At 37.0% G+C, this 21,345-nt stretch carries 14 protein-coding genes; 1 reads left to right on the forward strand and 13 read right to left on the reverse strand.

Annotated elements, in window-relative coordinates:
- Positions 1 to 25 precede the first annotated feature (25 nt).
- The 7 genes from AVL50_RS22370 to AVL50_RS22400 form a co-directional block, all read right to left on the reverse strand.
- Positions 26 to 1,138, reverse strand: a complete 1,113-nt coding sequence (locus AVL50_RS22370) for a hypothetical protein (protein ID WP_157491494.1) — start codon at positions 1,136 to 1,138, stop codon at positions 26 to 28.
- An 83-nt stretch (positions 1,139 to 1,221) separates the two neighbouring features.
- On the reverse strand, positions 1,222 to 1,992 hold the full coding sequence (locus tag AVL50_RS22375) for a LytTR family DNA-binding domain-containing protein (RefSeq protein ID WP_062618665.1): 771 nt from the start codon (positions 1,990 to 1,992) through the stop codon (positions 1,222 to 1,224).
- 3 nt (positions 1,993 to 1,995) lie between these two features.
- Positions 1,996 to 2,976, reverse strand: coding sequence for a sensor histidine kinase (locus tag AVL50_RS22380; RefSeq protein ID WP_062618666.1), 981 nt, complete (start codon positions 2,974 to 2,976; stop codon positions 1,996 to 1,998).
- A 184-nt stretch (positions 2,977 to 3,160) separates the two neighbouring features.
- On the reverse strand, positions 3,161 to 4,504 hold the full coding sequence (locus AVL50_RS22385) for a TolC family protein (RefSeq protein ID WP_062618667.1): 1,344 nt from the start codon (positions 4,502 to 4,504) through the stop codon (positions 3,161 to 3,163).
- Positions 4,491 to 7,646: an efflux RND transporter permease subunit gene (locus AVL50_RS22390; RefSeq protein WP_063850839.1), complete on the reverse strand. Its 3,156-nt coding sequence runs from the start codon at positions 7,644 to 7,646 to the stop codon at positions 4,491 to 4,493. Before AVL50_RS22390 ends, AVL50_RS22385 begins: the two co-directional genes overlap by 14 nt.
- Before the next feature lie 12 nt (positions 7,647 to 7,658).
- Positions 7,659 to 8,765 carry an efflux RND transporter periplasmic adaptor subunit gene (locus AVL50_RS22395; protein ID WP_062618669.1) on the reverse strand — a complete coding sequence of 369 codons (1,107 nt, stop codon included), beginning with the start codon at positions 8,763 to 8,765 and terminating at the stop codon, positions 7,659 to 7,661.
- Positions 8,766 to 9,142: 377 nt separating this feature from the next.
- On the reverse strand, positions 9,143 to 11,647 hold the full coding sequence (locus tag AVL50_RS22400) for a TonB-dependent receptor domain-containing protein (protein ID WP_062618670.1): 2,505 nt from the start codon (positions 11,645 to 11,647) through the stop codon (positions 9,143 to 9,145).
- A gap of 262 nt (positions 11,648 to 11,909) precedes the next feature.
- On the opposite strand from AVL50_RS22400, the gene AVL50_RS22405 reads away from it, so the two are divergent.
- Entirely contained in the window at positions 11,910 to 12,785 is an 876-nt protein-coding gene (locus AVL50_RS22405; protein WP_062618671.1) for an SDR family oxidoreductase, read from the forward strand.
- Positions 12,786 to 12,946: 161 nt separating this feature from the next.
- Here AVL50_RS22405 and AVL50_RS22410 read toward each other — a convergent pair whose 3' ends face one another.
- From AVL50_RS22410 to AVL50_RS22435, 6 genes are all read right to left on the reverse strand, one after another.
- Entirely contained in the window at positions 12,947 to 13,525 is a 579-nt protein-coding gene (locus AVL50_RS22410; protein WP_172826902.1) for an SPOR domain-containing protein, read from the reverse strand.
- A gap of 123 nt (positions 13,526 to 13,648) precedes the next feature.
- On the reverse strand, positions 13,649 to 17,026 hold the full coding sequence (gene secA / locus AVL50_RS22415) for a preprotein translocase subunit SecA (protein ID WP_062618673.1): 3,378 nt from the start codon (positions 17,024 to 17,026) through the stop codon (positions 13,649 to 13,651).
- A 290-nt stretch (positions 17,027 to 17,316) separates the two neighbouring features.
- Positions 17,317 to 17,862 (reverse strand): FKBP-type peptidyl-prolyl cis-trans isomerase, encoded by a 546-nt coding sequence (locus tag AVL50_RS22420; RefSeq protein ID WP_062618674.1) that lies wholly within the window; start codon positions 17,860 to 17,862, stop codon positions 17,317 to 17,319.
- Between the two features lie 27 nt (positions 17,863 to 17,889).
- A complete protein-coding gene (locus AVL50_RS22425) occupies positions 17,890 to 18,996 on the reverse strand; it encodes an FKBP-type peptidyl-prolyl cis-trans isomerase (RefSeq protein ID WP_062618675.1) in 1,107 nt (368 codons plus the stop codon).
- Between the two features lie 282 nt (positions 18,997 to 19,278).
- Positions 19,279 to 20,205, reverse strand: a complete 927-nt coding sequence (locus AVL50_RS22430; protein ID WP_062618676.1) for an FKBP-type peptidyl-prolyl cis-trans isomerase — start codon at positions 20,203 to 20,205, stop codon at positions 19,279 to 19,281.
- Between the two features lie 23 nt (positions 20,206 to 20,228).
- Positions 20,229 to 21,242 carry a bifunctional oligoribonuclease/PAP phosphatase NrnA gene (locus tag AVL50_RS22435; RefSeq protein ID WP_062618677.1) on the reverse strand — a complete coding sequence of 338 codons (1,014 nt, stop codon included), beginning with the start codon at positions 21,240 to 21,242 and terminating at the stop codon, positions 20,229 to 20,231.
- Between the last annotated feature and the right edge of the window lie 103 nt (positions 21,243 to 21,345).

Consider the following 21,345-nt stretch of genomic DNA (forward strand, 5'->3'; position numbering starts at 1 on the left):
TTAGAAATCATTATGCAAAACTTCCCTAGCTGTCGTCATTCTGCTTATTATGATGAATGAACTGCTCTCTTTGTTTACGCTTTTCTTCTAAATCTTTCTGCTGTTTATCTTCCCACATTTGCTCTCTCATCTGCCATTGTTTCACAGCAACTCTACTGATCACTTCATCAATCACAGAACTTGCCAATTCTTGCACCAGCTTTTCATTACCTTGTTTGGTTTTTGAGAACATTATACCTTCAATCATCTCATACACCACATCTTTCAGGATCAATTCATTTTTTTCAGAGGAAATATCTTCAAACAAATCATTGGCTACCTTAAAAACAATATCAGAAATAGCATCTTCTAAACGAGAGGAAGCATAACTCCCCAATACAGGCACTTTTTTGATATCTTTTATTTCTTCATTCTCATTGACCGCATCTTCAATCAATATAGAAACATAGTTTTCCAAATCTCCTTTTTTATTGGCGTAAGCCTCTTGCATAGCATGCATTATTTTCCTTGAAATCCAAAAGGACAGGTTCTCCTGATAAGGCTTCACTACATCAACCATAAACTGCTGATTGGCATAACTTCCTGATTTCAATTCATCCTTTACGCCTTCCAATACATTAATCACAACGGCATCTGATACCTCTTCCACTACAATTTCTTTGATATGCAGGATAGTTCTGTAAACACTCAGTTCTTCCAAATTGATCACCTCATGACTGTGCCATCTAAATAGCATAGCAAAAATTCTCAATAATCTGAAAAAGTTCATCCCTGGGAAACTACCCACTAAATCATAGAAATGTAAGAAAGGATAGAAATACCATTTTGCATAGGTTTTTGTTCTATAGGCTTCCCACCATGAAGTGAAAAATTCCAATAAATAGAACACCATAAAACAGATTTCGATGATATAAAAATTATCAAAAATATAATCCTTATACCAGCTAGCAGGGATTTCTGCTATAGCAAACAAAAAGTTCTGAACAATTTCAGTGGCGAATAACGAATTGAAGGTCATCCACAGTAAATGAAAAATAATTATGTTCAGAATAATGATATCTCGCACCAGACGTTTATACTCTTGTTTGTCTAGTTTATCGTAATTGAAATGTTTTTTGACGTTAAGGAAAACTCTCATTGTTGATGTTTTGGTATTTAGACAGCTAAAATACCAAATATTATGGATTGGTGTTGGGTTTGGGTGAAAGATTTAATGAAGAATTACCTATTCAACCACTCCTTAAACTTCCCCATCTTATCTGCAGGGACAAACAATTCCGAAGGCGTCTCTGGTTTAGTAAAAATCTTCAGTTTTGTTTTTGAATACCATGAAACGCTGTCGATCGCATTAATTTGAACGATGTATTTTCGGTTGACTCTGAAGAAGTTTTTAGGGTCTAGTTTCTTTTCGATTTGATCCATCGTGTAGTTGACATCATACACTTTTCCATCTGTCACTTGAATAAAAACGGCTTTACTTTCTGCGAATACAAATGCGATATCTTCTACCTTCACGGTTCTAAGTTCATCACGGAAGCTGACCATAAAGCGTTCTTTATAGTCGTGGTTCATTTGCTGTGCGACGACTTGACCGAGTAAGTCGTAGTCAATTTTACTTGGGGAATTGTCTGTGATAAATCGCTTTTTGAACTTGTTTACGCTTGTTTCTAGATCGACAAGACTGATAGGTTTGAGGAGGTAATCTACGCTATTTTGCTTGAAAGCTTTGATGGCATATTGATCAAAAGCAGTAGTGAAAATAATGGGCGTTTCCACTTCTAATTGCTCAAAAATCTCGAAGCTATTACCATCTGAAAGATGAATATCCATAAAAATCAGATCTACTTCTTCTCCGGTTTCAAAAAACTCTACACACTCTTCAATGGATTCTAAGGAAGCGATCACATCAAAATCGTCCTCAAGTTTTCCTAATAGCATTTTGAGTTTTCTTGCACTTGGTGCTTCGTCTTCTACAATCAGTACTTTATACATCGCTTATTGATTTATCAATGGTAATTCAGCTATATATTGATCCCCTTGGACGCCAAAACGTGGGATTTTGTCTGAAATTAATTTATACTTTTCTTCTAAATTTTTGAGTCCTGTATGAGTGGAAGCCGTTTCTGGAGTATCTCTTGGTTGATAATTATTGGCTACCACTATATTGTTATTCTCTTCATAGATATGAATCTGAAGAGGTGATTTTTTAGAGATACGATTATGTTTGATGGCATTTTCTATTAATACCTGTAGTGATAATGGTGGAATCATCTGATCGGGTAAGTTCTCTTCTAAATCATTTTTCACTTGAAAACCTTCTTCAAAACGGATCTTTAAAAGGAATAAATAGGCATCTATAAAATCCAATTCCTGTTCTACCGGTACCAACATCTCTTCGCTGATGGTCAATACATATCTGTATACTTTGGCAAACTCTTGAATAAATTGATCTGACTTTTCGATGTCTTCATAGATTAAAGAGGAAAGTACGCTAAGGTTATTGAAAAGGAAGTGATTGTCCAGTTGATTTTTTAAGGCAGAATATTTCGTCTGTAATTGGGTTTTCTCTACTCTTTCAAGGTTCAATTCTAATTCATTTCTTTCACTGACTACCTCAATCGTTTCTATGGCAACAAGAAATAAAATGTTCTCGACTAAAGGTAATGCAAACATGCCTTCAATAGGTAAGTTCTGTTCTTTAAAAGCCAATAAACGGTGGAATAGATTTCCTGTATCATAAAGGCTATGCATAAAACTCATCAAGATACTTGTTACTACAAGCACCATGGTAAAGTCCACTAAACCTCTTAAAAACATGTGCTTCTTCCAAGGAAGCACCTTATTCAGTTTTACTACAGCGAAATAATAGCCAAATACTGCTGTAGAGGAAGAAATTAGAATCAACGGTAACATTTCTGTGAGAAAATGAGCCACTTTGTTTTCTGAAATATACCCGCTCAATGTCAGCGTTGTCATCGGTATGAGGATGATACAAAACATGGTAAGCGGTATAAAAAACAACCAGAGTAAATTCCTTTTCTTTTTCATGTCTCTAATATAATCAGTTATAGTTTAATGCACATTTGAATAATTTCCCCATTAATAAATAAAAGCACCCAAGCCCGAAGACCTGAGTGCTGGATAACGGGTTTACACTTCTCTATTCATTAATTTGATCTAGTAGGTCTCCAGATAATTGTAAGATGGAATACTCGGCTACTTTGGCGTTGTATAAGGCATCGTTTAATCTATTTTTTGCAGTTTGAAGGTTGGTCTGTGCAGTACGGAAATCAATGCTTGTAACCTGTCCTAATTCGTATTGTTCCTTCGTTTGTCTGAAGTTTAATTCGGCTTGTTCCATGCTTTTCGCTTCCATGTTGGCGATACGTTGTTTGTAATCGTAGTCCGACCAAGCATTCATCACGTCTCTTTGTAATTCTTTGGTCAACTGCATCGTATTTTGCTGTTGTGCCATTACGCTTAGCTTTGCATTCTGCTCCTTTTTCTTTTGCTGATGTCCGTTGAATACATTAAATGACATGGTCACTCCGGCTGACATCCCTAAGTTTTCACTGTAAAGCACCTGCCCTGCATCATTATTCATTCTGTTGTAACCATATTGAGCGTAAGTAGAAAGTGTCGGTGATTTTCCTGCTTTCGCAATTTTCAAATCCAATTCTGTAATCTCTTCCTGCTTGTGCTGTGCTAAAAGCGAAAGGTTTTCAGTCATAGCTTGTTCCAATACTTTATCAGCAGTCAAACCATTTATAAATTCAAAATCAGCATCCACTTCGTAGGTAGCATTCACTTCACCTCCCAATACCACATTCAGTTTTCTAATAGCTGTGTAATAAGCCTGTTCCGTTTGAAGGTAAGCCGTACTATCACTATTTAAATCTACTTCAGCGTTCAATACTTCCAACTTTGTCGACTGACCTAAAAGATAACGGTTCTTCAACCTTTCTAATCTTTTATTCGATGTGACAATTGTTGCTTTGGAGATATTGAGGTTTTCTTGCTCACGCGATATATCATAAAATGCTTCTACTACTTGAAGTACTGTATTTTCAACTTCCTGCTTAAAACGTATATCTTCCAAAGTAGCACTTTCACGAAGCTGATTTAATGTAAAACGATTGCCATTGCCATTAAACAATACATAATCCATTCTGATGTTCGCATCAAAAGTCGTGGATGCCGCATTGTCCAACTGCATTCTGTTATCGCCTCCTTCTGATGGAGCTCCTGTGCTCATGAACTCCATCTCCGTATCGTTATTACTATAATCTGCAGTACCATTTGCAGTTATGGAAGGTAACATCCCTGCCATACCTGCAGTAGCGTTATTGCTGGCTTGCTCTTTATTGACGGACACCGCTTTTAGATTGTGGTTGTTGGTCAATGCCAATTGAATTGCCTCATTAATGCTCATTTTTTCTTGAGCAAAACTATTTCCTGCCAACAGTAAGAAACAGAGGGTAGAGATGATATTAAGCTTCTTCATAGTCGTATGCTAATTCTTTGATTGCTGATTCAACAGCTTCTTGATTTACTTCTTCACCTGTTTTGATCTTCTTGATTTTCACCTTGATTTGGTTGAACATCTTAATACAAACTGGAAGAACGATAAGGGTGATTAGGGTTGCTCCTGCGATTCCGTAAGAGATCGTAATCACCATCGGAATAAGGAATCTTGCTTGTAAACTAGTTTCGAAAACCATTGGCCCCATACCTGCTACAGTCGTTACGGTAGTCAATAAGATTGGACGGAAACGAGATAGACAAGCTTCAATCAATGCGTCATCAAAACTCATTTTTGCTTTTAGGTTGAGGTTAAATGCATTGATCAATACCAAAGCATCGTTGACCATCACACCAAGCAAGGCGATAATTCCCATAAAGGACATCAAACTAATGGCAAACCCGTGAAGGTAATGTGCTAATACCACCCAGATAAAACTTAATGGGACAAGTGCGAAAACGATAAACGACTGACTGAATGATCTTAGCGTAAAGACCACGATCGTGAACATGAGGATAAATACAATCGGAATTACTTTCGCCGCTGAGTTACCTACTTTCTCCTGCTCTCTTTTCTGACCATCAAAATCCGCTTCTACTGTTTGGTGCTCTTTTAATAGGTCAGGTAATAACTCTGTCTTGATTTTATTTAAAATATCTGGAAGAGCATCATCAGGATTTTTCAATTGAGCCGTCAACTTCATTTCTCTATTGAAATCAATATGGTTGATCGATGAATAACCGTCTTCAATAGTGAAATTGGCCACTTCTGAGAAAGGATACGCAACACCATTTCCCATTCTAATTTTCATTTTCTCTAGATCACCAAAACTGCTTCTGTTGTCCATATCATAACGTACCCAAACTTTCACTTCATCCTGTCCTCTTTGAATTCTTTGGATTTCGTAACCGAAGAAACCTTGACGGATCTGAGAGATCACTTGTTGTTCAGTAAGTCCAAGTTGGTAGGCTTTATCTTTTAAAGAAATATGGATTTCTCTGTTACCTGTAGGGTTGTTGTCTTTTACATTTCTCAACTCAGGCATTTTCTCCATACGGAGTTTCAATTCCTTTTTCACAATTGCCAATTCCTCTAAATCATCACCTCTTAATGAAACTACTACAGGATCTCCAAAAGGAGAGAAAGAAGCAAAACTGATCGACTCCGCACCTGGAATTTTACCGATGGCTTCTGATAGTAAATTACTGACATCGGCAGTTGATCCAGAACGTTCCTCTGCACCTAATAATGTAAGGTTGAATTGTACTTGGTGGCCCGAACCCATGTAGACCATGTTTACTTTCTTGATGATATCTTTATTGCCTTCTTGCTCAGACTTCATTTCTTCATTGACGATATCAATTGCGTTTTCAATTTGCAGCACTCCTTGTTCAGTCACTTCTTGTTGTGTACCATTAGGCATGACCAAAGTGATCGTCACATCATCTCCTTCAATACTTGGGAAGAATGTGGCTGGTACTACTTTTTTCGCCATCATTCCCACTGAGAAAATAAACAGGGCTATTGTAATACTGAATGTGATGGCTTTGTTTTTCAATGTGAATTCAAGAATAGGTAAATACACATTGTCTCTGAACTTGAACAGGTATTTGTCAACTGTCTTTGTTACAATATTCGCCTCCGCTTTTCCATTGGCCTTAAATGCTTTTGAAAATGCCAAGTGAGCTGGAAGAATAATTAAACCTTCGATTAATGAAACGAATAAGATCAGACCTACAATCCATGACATATCTTTGAAGAAGTCACCCATTGTTCCGTCAATGAAAAGGAAAGTAGAGAAAGCAACGATAGTAGTTAATACGGCTGAAATTACGGCTGGAAGAACTTCCATTGTTCCGTCAATTGCGGCTTGAATAGCAGGCTTGCCTTTTTCATAATGCTGATAGATGTTTTCTGCTACTACAATGGCGTCATCTACCAAAATTCCCAGTACAACGATCAAGGCGAAAAGTGAAATCATATTGATCGTCACACTTGTAAATGAGATCAGTATAAACATTCCGAATATAGAAAAGGGTATACCAATAGCTACCCAAAAGGCAATTCTAGGGTTAAGGAAAAGTGAAAGAACAATTAATACCAAGATGATTCCTAGAATACCATTGTCAATCAGAAGGTCTAAACGCTGTCCTAATAAATCTGATTGATCACGAATTACATCGATATGCAATACATCATTCTCAGCATTGAATTCATCAATATATTCATATAAAATATCTGCTGTTGCTAAAATATCTTCACTGAAAGTATTGTTGATAGTAACCGTTACTGCTCTTTTTCCATTCAAAGTCGCTCTTGCTGGAGCATCTTCCCACTGATCTACTACTTTGGCTACATCTTTCAAACGAATCACACCTCCATTGTCCGTCTGACGGATGATAATGTAGTCCATCTCTGTTGAAGAATAGCCTTTATTTTTTGCTCTGATAAAAAACTCTTCTTCACCATCTTTTATACTACCACCTGTCATTTCTAGGTTGGCACTTTGTACTGCCATAGCCACTTCTTCAAAAGTCATATTATAACTTTCCAAAGCGTCTTCTTGAAGCAGAATTGCAATTTCTTCGTTCGGATAACCTGAAATCTCAATCTTAGAAATTCCCTTTTTCGCCAGTAAATCTTTCTCTACCTTTCTAGCGGTTTCTTTTAGAGATTTTAATGAAACACCATCACCTGTAATGCCAAACATAAAGCTAAAATTGGCATCTTCGTGCTTTTTAGAAACCACTGATTCCACATCCAAAGGGAAAGATGAAATACCTTCTACCACGTTTTTTACACGCGTCAAAGCTTCATCCATATCAGTACCTTTGAACATTTCCAACGTAATTTTACCTACGTTTTCTTGAGCATAAGAAGTGATTTGGTCCAAGCCTTCAAGCCCTTTCAGCTCTTCTTCAATTTTCAGAATTACACCTTCCTCCACTTCTTCAGCAGATGAACCTGGGTAAACTACATCAACATAAATAAAACGCTGAGGAGCATTGGGCATAAACGTACTTGTAATTTTACTTGCCGCTATAAAACCCATCACCAATGTGAGTGCCATTACCAGATTGACAGCCACTGGGAACTTTATAAAATAGGATATTAATTTTTTCATGATTCGATCCGCTTATTTCATCACTTGCACTTTCATTCCTTCGTAAGGGTTCTTGATGTTGGTCATCAATACTGCCGAGTTAGCAGAAACACCTTTTACGATTGCTTCAGATCTGAAAGACTCCAGCACTTCAATTTTCTGAATCTTCAGTTTATTGTTCTCTACAATGAAAATCTGATTTTCTTCAAATATTAATTTTCGAGGAATTTGAATTGCATCTTCAAATGATGTACTGTTTACTTTTGCCGTTAAGAACATCCCTTCTTTTAGGTCTTTGCCTGAAGTTTGGATATACACTTTTACGCTTTGAGAGTTCGCATCTAACGTGCTTCCAATTCGGATGACTGTACCTGTCCATTCCGTTTCTAATTCAGAAGAATACAAGTTTACTTTGCTTCCTTTTTTGAAATGTTCAATATCTTTTAGCGGGGCTGTCACTTCCAATTCATAAGAAGACAGGCTGACCATTTCTCCAAGCTCTTCACCGGCTCTTACCGCTGTTCCAGCTTCCACATTACTTTTTGAAATTACGCCATTGAAGGGAGCGTAAATTGTATATTTGCTTAACTTTTCTTCAGATGATTTGATGGTATAATAAGAGCTGTAAATTCCGTTTCCGGCGATAAAATATTTTTCTTTTTCTGTCTTAGGCGTAGGTAACTCTTTTAAGGGTTGATGAATATCAAACTCCTTTAAGTATTGATTCCAAGTGGGATAACTTTCTGAAAAATCTTCTTTTAAATCAGGTAAAATTGCCGTTAGATCTGTCATAAAATTACTCTTATCCGCAAGTAATGTCATATAACGCTCTTGCTTGTCGATCTGTAATACCACTTGACCTTTTTTGTAATAATTTCCTTCTCTGAATTTTTTAGCGGAAGACAACAAACGTCCTTCTACTTCCGCATAAATTTCATATCTATCTTTCGCTTTCAGTTTTCCCGTTACTTCAATTGTATTGTGTAAGGTTTCCAACTTCGCGTATTCCACTTTTACTGCTAAATCACTTTTTCCCTCAAGCGGTGCTTCAGGTTCTTTTTCTGGTAATGCACTCACTGCAAAAACAGCGATAATGATAATCAGAGGACTCAGAATTAGATATATATATTTGCTTTTCATCTGGTTGAATAAGTTTAATGTTATGATTTGATGATAACACAAACTTCCCCATTCTAACGCTGTATATAAATTAAAGGAAGACGAAGCCGGGAAATTGGAGGATGAATCGGGAAAATTGGGGATGAAGCAGAAAGTAGAAATCGGGAGATTTCTAAGGATCTGTAGGACACGAATGGCGCTGTCGCTTAACATTCGCGCCAGTGGTACTGATTCCCCATAGCGCAAATGTTAAGCGACAGCGTCATTTGTGCTTGAGAGATCAAAAGAAGTCTCTGACTTCTATTCAAAATAAATAAAAAAATCACCCGACTTTAAATGATATATCCATTCAAAATCGGGTGATTGAGGGTGTAAATTATTAAAAGGAAACCTTGTGATTAGAACTGCTTATCGAATTCTGTTTTCTTGCCTTTTTTCTTCGGTTTAGCATTCATAGTGTAGTTCACACTAAACTCTACGATTGGACCATATCTGTAGTAAGTTGTTCTTTGATAGAACGTATTTTCATTCGAATTTCTATCCTTACCTGTCGTATCTAAACCTTTAATGTTAGATTGAAAAATATCGTTCGCTCTACCTGTAAAGGTCCAATCCGGCATTGATGTCGGTTTGTAAACTAAAGCGATGTTTGACATATAGAACAAATCATTTTGTCCTTGAGCTGTTACAGTAGCCGATTGTACATCGATGTCAAATACAAAACTTAATGTTTTTGTCAGCTCCGTATTCAGCGTTGATTTCCAACTCCAGTTTAAGCTACTTTGATCGATTGTCTGTCCATAAATAGAGCCATTGATGGCATAGTGGTATAACGACCCTCCCATAAATAACTTCACTCTTTTAGCGATATTGAAATTAGAGTTCAATTCCAATCCCAAAGACTGATCATCACCCGCATTGGTATAGGATCTCATCAAAACATTTTCGCCTTCGTTCACCACATTCACACGGAATACTGCATTTTCAACACCTCTATAAAAGGCCGTTAAACTGATGTTTTGGTTTCCGATTTTCTTATCAAAAGTAACCTCTGCTAAGTTCACAAATTCAGGCTGAAGTGTTGGATCACCAACTTCATATACTTCAAAGTGTCTTCTATAAAGAAAAGGAGCCATGTTTTTTGTTGGTGGACGGTTGATACGTCTACTTGCTCCGAAGATTAATCTATTATTTTCATTAAACTCATAATCTAAGTTCAATGAAGGGAAAGCATTTAATTGTTGCACCACAAACTCATCTTGCTCCGGTACATCTATGATGGGGAAAACAGCGTAATTACCTACTGTCATCACTTGATCCGTGTACTCCAAACGAAGACCTGCTTTTAAGTTTAATTTCCCGAATCTTGCACCATAATCAACGTAACCTGCATAGATATTACGTTTTAGTTCATAAGAATTTGAGTAGGGATGTTGTTCCCAATCTCCATTATTCAAATTCAATGTATCATAATTGTAATTACCTGTTTGTGTTAGGAATTGAGGTTGCACACCAAAAGAAACCGTTTGATTGTCGCTGATTGGTTTTTCATAATCCAAAGAAAAACGGATAGCATGTAAAGGCTGATCTGTCACTTGAGTATAATGCGTCAGAATTGTTTCTTCCGGTGATTCTGTTCCTTTATTATACACTTGGTTTTTGTTGTCCAAGTCATCACCCAAAATTGAATGCTCATAAACTAAACCAAGGTTTAACTTTGATTTATTTTCAAACTGATGGAAAAAATCTAAGTTGGCAGTATGGAAATCACCAAAACGATTATGGGTGTTGGGGTTGTAAATGTACTCCTCAGATCCATCAATCATTTGACCGTCTAAATCTTTGTAATAGTTATGGTAAACATAATTTGCTGTACGCTTATTACTCTTATGACCGTAGAAATAAGAAGCTTTTAAAGAGGTGTTTTCATTAAAATCATAACCTACACCAGCGTTTGCTGAGTAATTCACATGCCATTCCGGACGATCACCTGCTGCATCCATATGATACGTTCCTGTACGATTTCCATCACTATCTCTTTGTGTAATTTCTGAATCACCTTCACGGCGACCATCAACATTTCTACTCAAATAATTGGCGCCTGCATTAAAAGTCCATTTATCTTTTTGATGTGTAATATTGAAATTACCACCACCACGAACGGGTTCAGCACCATCTCTCCAAGGTGACCCGCCAAGCATACCACCGGCTGAAATAGAAGTACCTTCTAATTCTGATTTATTGACTGTTATGTTGATAATACCCGCTTTTCCTTGTGCATCATATTTGGCAGAAGGCACTGTAATTACTTCAATATTTTCAATGGAACCTGCCGAAATTTGAGATAATAAAGTGGAAGGATCGATCTGTGTCGGTTTTCCATTCACATACACCATAAAACCTTGTGTACCACGAACAGAAACATCGCCTTCTGGAGAAACTGAAATTTGAGGAAGCTTATTCAACATGTCTGTTGCTGTACCACTTCTTGCCGTTTCAAAATCAGAAGCATCATACACTTTTCTATCGATTTTTGTAGAAACCGTTTCCTTTAAATCCTTTACTACAATCTCATCTAACTGTTGCACATTAGGATTAAGATATACTGTACCAAGGTTCAAATGGTCCGATAAAGAGATCGACTTATGAAGAGAATGATATCCAACAAAGGAAATTTCAATGTTATACTCCCCTTTTTTCACTTTATTCATTTCAAAGTTTCCTTCAAAATCTGAACTCGTAAAAGTGATAATTTCTTGATTGGCATCTAAAAGTTTAACAGATGCATAGGGAATGCTTTCGCTGTTGTCTTTATCAATAAGCTGTCCTGAAATCTGAAAAGATTGAGCAGAAAGAAAGGACACATTGACAAGGATCAAAATGATTGATAAAATCTGTTTCATTTGGTTTAGTTTTGATTCATTTGGCTTTAGGTCGATGTATTTAAACTACATCTACTTGTCACACAATGCAAAGATGATAAAGTTCAAACAATAAGAAGTAGTCTATTTGAAATTAAAAAGGTATAATCTATGTACATTTAGAATTTATTGTAAAAACAGTTCTTTTTAGCTCATTTTAATGCATAAAAATCGAATACTCATTATATTAGTTCACCAATAAACAAAGTACAACACTTTTTAGATACATAAACCAAATACTCACATGTATAATAAACCAATGCTACGAGATGGGGCACTTGAAGGGAAAACTTATATCGTTACCGGAGGTGCAACTGGCCTAGGCAAGTCCATGACTAAATATTTCCTTGAGCTGGGAGCCGATGTTACAATCTGCAGTAGGAAAGAAGATAAACTTCAAGCGGCAGCCAATGAACTAGAAGAAGTAACTGGAAAGCGTCCTTTTTATGTCGTTTGTGATGTAAGAAAATACGATCAGATTGAAAATGTCATCCAGCAAACTGTCAATAAGTTTGGACAAGTAGACGGACTCTTGAATAATGCGGCGGGTAATTTTATCAGCCCGACAGAGCGTTTGAGCCACAAGGCTTTTGATACTATTGTTGATATTGTCTTGAAAGGAACTTACTATTTCACTTTGGCCATGGGCAAATACTGGATTGCCAATGGACAGAAAGGCGTTATGCTGAATATAGTTACCACTTATGCTTCTACTGGATCGGGATATGTGGTTCCTTCCGCTTCTTCAAAAGCTGGCGTTTTGGCACTGACAAGATCACTCGCGGTAGAATGGGCAAAATATGGAATTCGCTCGAATGCCATTGCTCCGGGGCCATTCCCTACAAAAGGGGCTTGGGATCGTTTATTCCCTGAAAATTTAAGAAGTCAATTTGATGAAGCCGGAAAAGTGCCTATAGGCCGAGTGGGAGAGCATCAAGAATTAGCCAACTTGGCGGCTTATCTGATGTCTGATTTTTCTGCTTATGTCAATGGAGAAGTGGTCACTATTGACGGTGGTGAATGGCTGAAAGGTGCCGGAGAGTTTAATCATTTAGATGCTATTCCTTCTCCTGTTTGGGATGATATCGCTTCTGCAATCAAAAGCAATACAAAAAAGTAAGAGGAATTAAGCAGTTATACAATCAAAAAAAGAAGATCTAACTTTTCCCAATTTTAAATGTATAACTGCTTAAGGGCTAAATCTCTTTCCTGTGAAAATAAAAAAGGAGAACTGACCATTTAAAAATCAGTTCTCCTTTTCCTTTTGAAGGGATTTATCTTTTAATATTCGTCCTCTTCAGTTATTTCCATAGCGGCTGCTTTTTCAGCATTTGCTCTTTTGATTCTTCTTGCTACCTTATCTACGTGCATTTTCTCTTTCACTACAAATGCAGATCTGAATTTCTTCTTAAGACTTGTGTGAACACCGTGTGCAGTCAATCGGTCAAAATAATATCCTACTCTTACCTTATAATTAGGTTGTTCATACGTCATTTCTACTTCGTAGTTACCAAATTCATTTTTAAGGTAGCTTACTACTTCTTCAGCTTTATCTCTTTCTCTGCCTGAATAAACTAATATTCTATATACCTGTATTCCACCTAAATCTCTTGAGGATAAATGAGCCAAAATCGTATCCACTTCCACATTAACATCTCCTTCTGGAATACCTAGCTCTTCTTGGTCTTGAGGCACCTGCTCAACAACTTCTTCTTTTTTATCTTCTGCCTTCGGCAAATAAGCATTAAAATCTGTATCAACAAGATCAGAAGCTGGCACCGTTTGTTTAGGTTGAGAAGGTTTACAAGCCATTGCACTCATTAGCAATGCTATAAATGTATAACGAATTAGTAGTTTCATATTTATATTTAGAAATAATGGAACGATCAAAGTTAAGCATTTAATCATTTGTATTGAAGTAGTATCAAAAAAAAGAGACTGTCTCAAAAAATGAAACAGCCTCTTTTATGTGTGATATTAAAATTACCCTTCAATAATCACACAGTTTCCGTTTTGAATATCATTCTCCACAGATTTATATTTTACCCCTTTTTTGACAGTACCGTCACTGTATTTTACAGTTACTCTGTCATTTCTTTGGTAAGTCTTATCACTCTGACGTGGTTTTACTACTTCCACTGGCCCTTTTGGAGCTTCAGGTATATCACCACCTTGAGGAGTTGAGTCAGGAGCTAATGCTGACCCTGCATCTGCCTTGTTGGCTGTCACTTGTGGTTCTGGACGTTTTGGCATTGGAGGAGGAGCTGGCATTGGAGGTGCTTCCTGTACAGGAATCTTCGCTTTCGCTAAAAAGCTGATGATTTCGTCATTTACTTCCGCTAAGAACGTTTTGAACAACTCAAATGATTCGAACTTGTAGATCAATAATGGATCTTTTTGTTCGTGAACGGCATTTTGTACTTGTTGCTTCAATTCGTCCATTTCACGTAAGTGATCTTTCCATAAGTGGTCAATCACTGCCAAAGTAACGTTTTGCTCTAAAGCTCCAACTACTTCTTCACCGTCATTTTCTAACGCTTTTTCAAGGTTTACATGCACTTGGAACATCTTATGACCATCTGTAAATGGAATCACAATGTTCTCCACTACACCACCTCTTTCTTCTTTTACTTTTTCGAAAACAGGTTTTGCTTTCTCCCAAAGCTGAGCATTCTTTTCTTTGTAATGCGTTAATGCTTCTTTATATAACTCTTGTGTTAACTGCTCTTCGTTTTGATGTTGGAATCCATCTTCAGCAATTTTAGTAGAGATACCTAAGATTTTTAATGCATCCAATTTGAAACCTTCGTAGTTGCCTACGTGAGTTTCAGCAATATTTGAAGCTACATCAAAGAAAGAGTTCATCACGTCTACTTGTAGACGCTCCCCAAATAACGCATTTCTACGTCTACGGTAAATTACTTCTCTTTGGTAGTTCATTACATCATCATATTCCAAAAGACGCTTACGGATCGCGAAGTTGTTTTCTTCTACTTTACGTTGTGCTCTTTCGATTGATTTTGTAATCATTGAGTGCTGAATTACTTCACCTTCTTGAAGACCCATTCTATCCATAATGCTTGCTATACGGTCTGAACCGAATAAACGCATTAGATTATCTTCCAATGATACAAAGAATTGAGATGATCCTGGGTCACCTTGACGACCAGAACGACCTCTTAGCTGACGGTCTACACGACGAGATTCGTGACGTGATGTACCAATAATCGCTAAACCACCTGCATTTTTCACTTCATCAGGCAACTTAATATCGGTACCACGACCTGCCATATTGGTTGCGATAGTTACCGTACCTGGCTGACCAGCTTTAGCAACTACATCTGCTTCACGACCATGTTGTTTGGCGTTCAATACTTGGTGTTCGATACGTCTCATTTTCAACATACGAGACATTACTTCTGAATTTTCAACTGAAGTAGTACCCACCAATACTGGACGGCCTTGCTCTACAAGTCTTTGACACTCTTCCGCTACAGCGTTAAACTTCTCACGGATTGTTTTATATACATAATCCTCTCTGTCGTCACGGATAATCGGACGGTGAGTTGGAACTGTTACTACGTCTAATTTGTAGATTTCATAGAATTCACCTGCTTCCGTTTCGGCTGTACCTGTCATACCTGTCAGTTTGTGGTACATACGGAAGTAGTTCTGTAAAGTCACCGTTGCATACGTTTGAGTAGCATCCTCGATCTTTACATTTTCTTTTGCTTCTAAAGCTTGGTGTAAACCATCTGAGTAACGACGACCTTCCATAACACGGCCAGTCTGCTCATCTACGATTTTCACCTTGTTGTCCACCAAGATATAGTCTACGTCTTTTTCAAATAACGTATAGGCTTTCAACAACTGCTTCATCAAGTGAATACGTTGAGATTTTGTATCAAACTCAGCGATGATTGCATCTTTAGCTTCAATCTTCTCTTCATCTGACATTGCCGGATCGTTCTCAATCTTACCAATACCTGTTGCCAAGTCAGGAAGAATAAAGAAGTCAGGGGCATTGGCTCCAGTGACAGAAGCAATACCTTTTTCCGTTAATTCAACGCTATTGTTTTTCTCTTCGATTACGAATAATAAAGGCTCATCTGCTTCAGGCATTCTACGGTTGTTATCCGCCATGTATTCACCTTCCACTTTTTGAAGCAACTGCTTCATTCCTTCTTCTCCTAAGAATTTAATCAATGGCTTGTACTTCGGCAACGAACGGTGTGCTCTCAGTAATTGAAGGCCACCTTCTTGCTTATTTCCATCCTTGATTAATTTCTTCGCTTCGTTCAACATTTTTTGAGTCTGCTTTCTCTGCTCATCTACTAAATGCTGTACTTTTGGTCTTAACTCACCAAATTCTTCTTGCTGATCACCTTTTGGTACTGGACCTGAAATGATCAATGGTGTTCTAGCGTCATCAATTAATACTGAATCGACCTCATCAATCATTGCAAAGTGATGCTCTCTCTGTACTAAATCATCTTTGTCTCTCGACATGTTATCACGAAGGTAATCAAAACCAAATTCGTTGTTTGTACCATAAGTGATATCTGCTTGATAAGCTTTTCTACGAGATTCAGAGTTAGGCTGATGCTTATCAATACAGTCTACTGATAAACCATGGAACTGGAATAAAGGTGCATTCCACTCCGAGTCACGTTTTGCTAAGTAATCGTTTACTGTTACTACGTGAACACCTCTTTTTGCTAATGCGTTTAAGTAAGCCGGCAATGTACCTACGAGTGTTTTACCTTCACCCGTCATCATCTCACCTACTTTCCCTTGGTGAAGGAAAATACCTCCCAATAACTGTACATCATAGTGGATCATATTCCACTCCACCTCGTTTCCGGCTGCTAACCACTTGTTTGACCAAGTTGCTTTGTCACCTTCAATCGTGATATTACCGTATTTCACTGCCATTTCACGGTCATAGTCCGTGGCAGTAACAGTGATTTGTTTATTTTCAGTATATCTTCTGCCTGTCTCTTTTACCACTGCAAATGCTTGCGGTAAAAGGTCCATTAATATTTCTTCTAATTTCTCATTACGCTCTTTTTTCAACTTGTCAATTTCCTTGAAAGTTTTGTCTTTGAACGCAAGATCTAGTTTCGTATCACTTTCTATTGCTTCTTGCTTTGATGTAATCTGATCATCAATTGAAGCTAACCCACTTTGGATATAATCAATGAAGTAAGCTGTTTTAGCTCTTAGTTCGTCATCTGAAACTGATGATAATTTTTTATATTCTGCATCAATTTTGGCCAAATAAGGTCTGATCTCTTTAAGGTCTCGATCTGATTTAGTACCAAAAATTTTAGAGAATGCTTTGGTTATTGAACCTAACATATAATATTTTTTGATTTGATCTTTTTACAAAAATTATTGATCGTCTTACAATCAACTTTACACCAATTAGACTTCAGTTTTAATAATATGATTGCAAACAACAAATGCCTGGCAATTGCCGGACAAATATCACACAAATTTAATGCAATAAAACGATTTTCAATAGTTAAGCATACGAATAATTAAAATAGGAAGTTTTAATTATTCACATTTCTTCTATGACATAAAAAAAACCGAAAGATAAAGTGTTTTCATCTTTCGGTTTTTGTCTAATTTATAGTTTTAGAGACTTACTGCTCATCCACTTTCCATAAACTGTCTACTTTAATATCAAATACCAAAGTAGCGTTTGGAGGAATAGTTCCTGTTCCTGAAACTCCATAACCCAAAGCAGAAGGAATAATCACTCTTGCCTCTTGTTTTTCATGCATGTTGATCAATGCAATATTCCATCCCTCAATAATTGACGTTTTACCTAAAACCACTGGGAAAGGATCTTCCGATAAGCGGTTACTGTCAAAAATTTCGCCATGAAGTACCCAACCTGTATAGGTAATATGCATAGAGTCACCAAGACTGATGTTACGATCCGTCATGATTTCATCTTCAGGAGTAATAGATGACAGGTACACTCCAAAGTTATAATACTTGTCCACAGCTTCTTGATGAGAATCCGCACTGAAGTAAGGAGGACCTGAAATAATATACTCTTCAATCAAGTGCTTTTCTGCCTCATCAAAATCAATTTCTGTATTGAAAGAACTTGTATTTGAACATGAAAAGCCAATGATCAGGGTGCTTAAAAGCAGTAAATAGTGTCTAATGCGATATTGCATACTATAAATATGAACTAAAAAATAATATTATTGCTCGTCTTCTTTTATTTCAATAGTGAAAACTAATGTTTTAAAAGGACGAATTGTTTTAAATAAATCAGAAGTATTCGGATTGTCTCCTGTTTCCCAATATGCTACGTGTGATGGCATTACGAAAACGGCTTTTTCACCAATTTTCATTGTACGTAATGCTTTGTACCAGCCATTGATCACTGTTGAAAGTGCGTTCGCATCTTGTGCCGCTTTTGCACTTTCGTAAACAACAACTTGGAATGCAGCATCTCCAGATTCAGTATTTGAATCGAAAACAGCTCCATCTTGATCAATGAATTTACCTTCGTAACGTACTTTCACAGTATCACCGGCTGCTACTACATCTCCTGTACCTTCTTGGATAGTGTGTTTTACAATATTGTCCGCTAACTCTAGAGGTTGGTCATCTCCAAAGTAGTTTTCATCTACAACTGATCTTGTTGTGTTATATAAAGTATCGTTTTCGATCTGAGTAAAGCCATCAATTGAATCCTTAGCATATTGTAATGCTAATTCTTTTTCATGCAAAGCTTGAGAACTTGCACCACGAAGTGCTCTTACCTCAAAATCTTCCAACGTCACAATATCGTTGAATTGTAATCCTAATCCTGAAGATGAAGTACCACCAAAGGCTAAGTAAGAAGGAACATAAATTCTATCCAATACTTCATTAGGGAAAATTGTGTTTAGAGTTGCATCTGTTGCTCCTAAGCAAATAGCACCTCTACGCATTGCAAAAGTATAAGTAGAATCCTTTAAAAAAGCGTGAGTTACCAAATCATCTGGATTTTGGTCAAACAAAGGATCACCAATGTACTCTTGAGCAAAACGTCTTAAGTCTAAGTTTACTTCAAAGATTCTTGCATCATTGTCTCCTGGAAGTTCTCTGCTTCCTTCGTTTGGAGGAGTAATATAAACACTACCGCCTGATGGTAATGTTGAAGTCTTACGGTACTGAATGTCGTGTGAAGCCAAGTACGATTCAAGTGTTTCTGTGTCTTTAGCGAAATAATCCACAATGTCGTCATGAATACAACTTGTGAAACCAAAGAGGAAAAATACAGGAATGGCTAACTTGAAATATTTGTAAGTATTGTTCATATGATAAGTAGGTTTTAATATTAGATTTAATTAAGAAGAATGAGAAGAATTGTAATCAATTCATTCCATTAAATACTCTGACAATTGCCCTCTAGCGGTAGACAATTTTAAACCTTTGTATTCACAACAAATTTACTGTACTTATCAATAGTAAACTTATTGTTTAGAATATATTATGTTAAGTACTCAAACAAGATTACAATACATTAACATTGAAACCTTATTTGAGCACTTGAAAACACTTCTTTCTAACTGTTTCGTTATCAAGAAAGTGTTTATCAATTATTTTGTTGGATTAACGAAGTCAATCAACTCAACATCAAATTTCAATACAGAGAAAGGCTGGATCATTGAGCCTGCACCTCTTGCTCCATAACCTAAAGCTGATGGAATAAATAAAGTAGCTTTAGTACCTTTTTTCAATAAAGTGAAACCTTCATCCCACCCTGCTATTACTCTACCTTGACCCAATGGGAACTCAAATGGTTGTCCTCTGTCAACAGAAGAGTCAAATTTTTGACCGTCTAATAAAGTACCTGTGTAATGAACTTTTACGTTAGCACCTGCTGCAGGAGTTTCTCCATTACCTTCTTCAGTGATTACATAGTATAAACCAGTCTCTGTTTTCTGAGCACCAGAGATATTGTTTTCAGTTAAGTAATCTTGAATCAACTGATCATCAATTTCGATGTATTTTTCAGCTTCTTCTTCCATTTTCTTCATTGCTTCCGCTTGCTTTTCTTCCATAGCTACACGGTAAGCATCCTCATCTACGTATACATTTACAGTACGGATACCAACAACTACTTCCTGCGCTGGATCTTTGATAAATGGAGGAGCCATTTTACCGAAGAAATCAGAAGCGATAATCTTCATTTGAGCACTATCACCTTCGCTCATCATTGCAACCATTTCTCCTAGTGGATCTGCTGGCTGGCCTGCCGCTTGTTGTTGCTTCACTACTGAATCAGGGAAAACTTTTACAGCTGCAAACTCTCTTCCTGTTTCTGTAATATCAAATAAAGTAGAATCAGAAGTAGTTGAGATATTTAATGTAAACTCAACGATATTATTTTCCTTAATCGCAGCACCACTTCCACCTTCAACAATGCTGAATTTCTTTCCTGTTGGAGTTTCTTTTTCTTGTGGTCCACAAGCAACAGCACCTAACATAACGGCTGCAATTGCAATTTTCTTTTTGATTTGCATATTCAGTTTATAAGTAATTTATTCTATTTTAATTTTTCTTGGAGTACCTTCTTGAATTTGGCCACTGCCTCATCAATAGTAATCCCGTCTATTCTTCCTCCTGCAGCATTTTTGTGCCCGCCGCCGTTAAAGTGTTCTGCAGAAAGATCTGCAACAGAGAAATCTCCAATCGAACGGAAAGACACTTTAATGCCATCACGTTCATCTTTTTCTTTAAATAAAGCAGCGATTTTGATACCATTGACAGACAAGGCATAATTCACCAAACCTTCAGTATCTCCAGATTGTAAATTGAATCGATCTCTATCATCTTGACTTACGGTAAAGAACCCTGTATTGAGTTCAGGCCAGAAAGTAAGGTTCTCGCCCAGGGCATAGCCCAAAAATCTCAAACGTGTTTCTGTATTATTATCGTAAATAAGGTTATAGATTCTAGCTGTATCCAATCCTGTATCTTTAAGTGATGCGGCAATACGTAATGTTCTGCTGCTTACACTTGGAAATTTAAAAGATCCCGTATCTGTAATCAAGCCAGCATACAAACATGCGGCAATACGTTGGTCAATTTTTTGAATTCCCTCGTCCAGATCAATAAACTCATATATTAGCTGTGCCGCAGCGGCTGCATCAATATCCCAAAGTTCATAATCAGCAAACTCTTCTTTCCCTCTATGATGATCAATCATCACAATCGTCTTCTTGCTAATAGAGTTTCTGACTAATGGTCCTAGTTCTTCTATTCTATTGAGTGAAGAAAAATCTACACAAACAATCACATCGGCTTCTTCAATGATTGTCTCTGCAATTTCAGGTTTTTCTTTATCGTAAATTACCACTTCTTCATGTCCTGGCATCCAATGCAGGAAAGAAGGGTAATCATTGGGAGAAAGAACTGTTGTGATATGCTCATCTTTTCTTAAATACCAAGACAACCCCAGTGCCGACCCTATAGCATCTGCATCAGGCTTAGTATGCGGAATGATGACCACTTTTCTTGGTTCCTCTAAGAATTCTTTTAGTGTACTAAAATTGTGCATATAATATTTCACGTAATCTGTGACATTAATCTAACATCACTTCTTATTTCATATTCCCTTCATAAAGAGAATTATGCACAAAAGTCTTAAAAAATGTATTCTT

Source organism: Flammeovirga sp. SJP92 (assembly GCF_001583495.1).
GTDB lineage: Bacteria > Bacteroidota > Bacteroidia > Cytophagales > Flammeovirgaceae > Flammeovirga.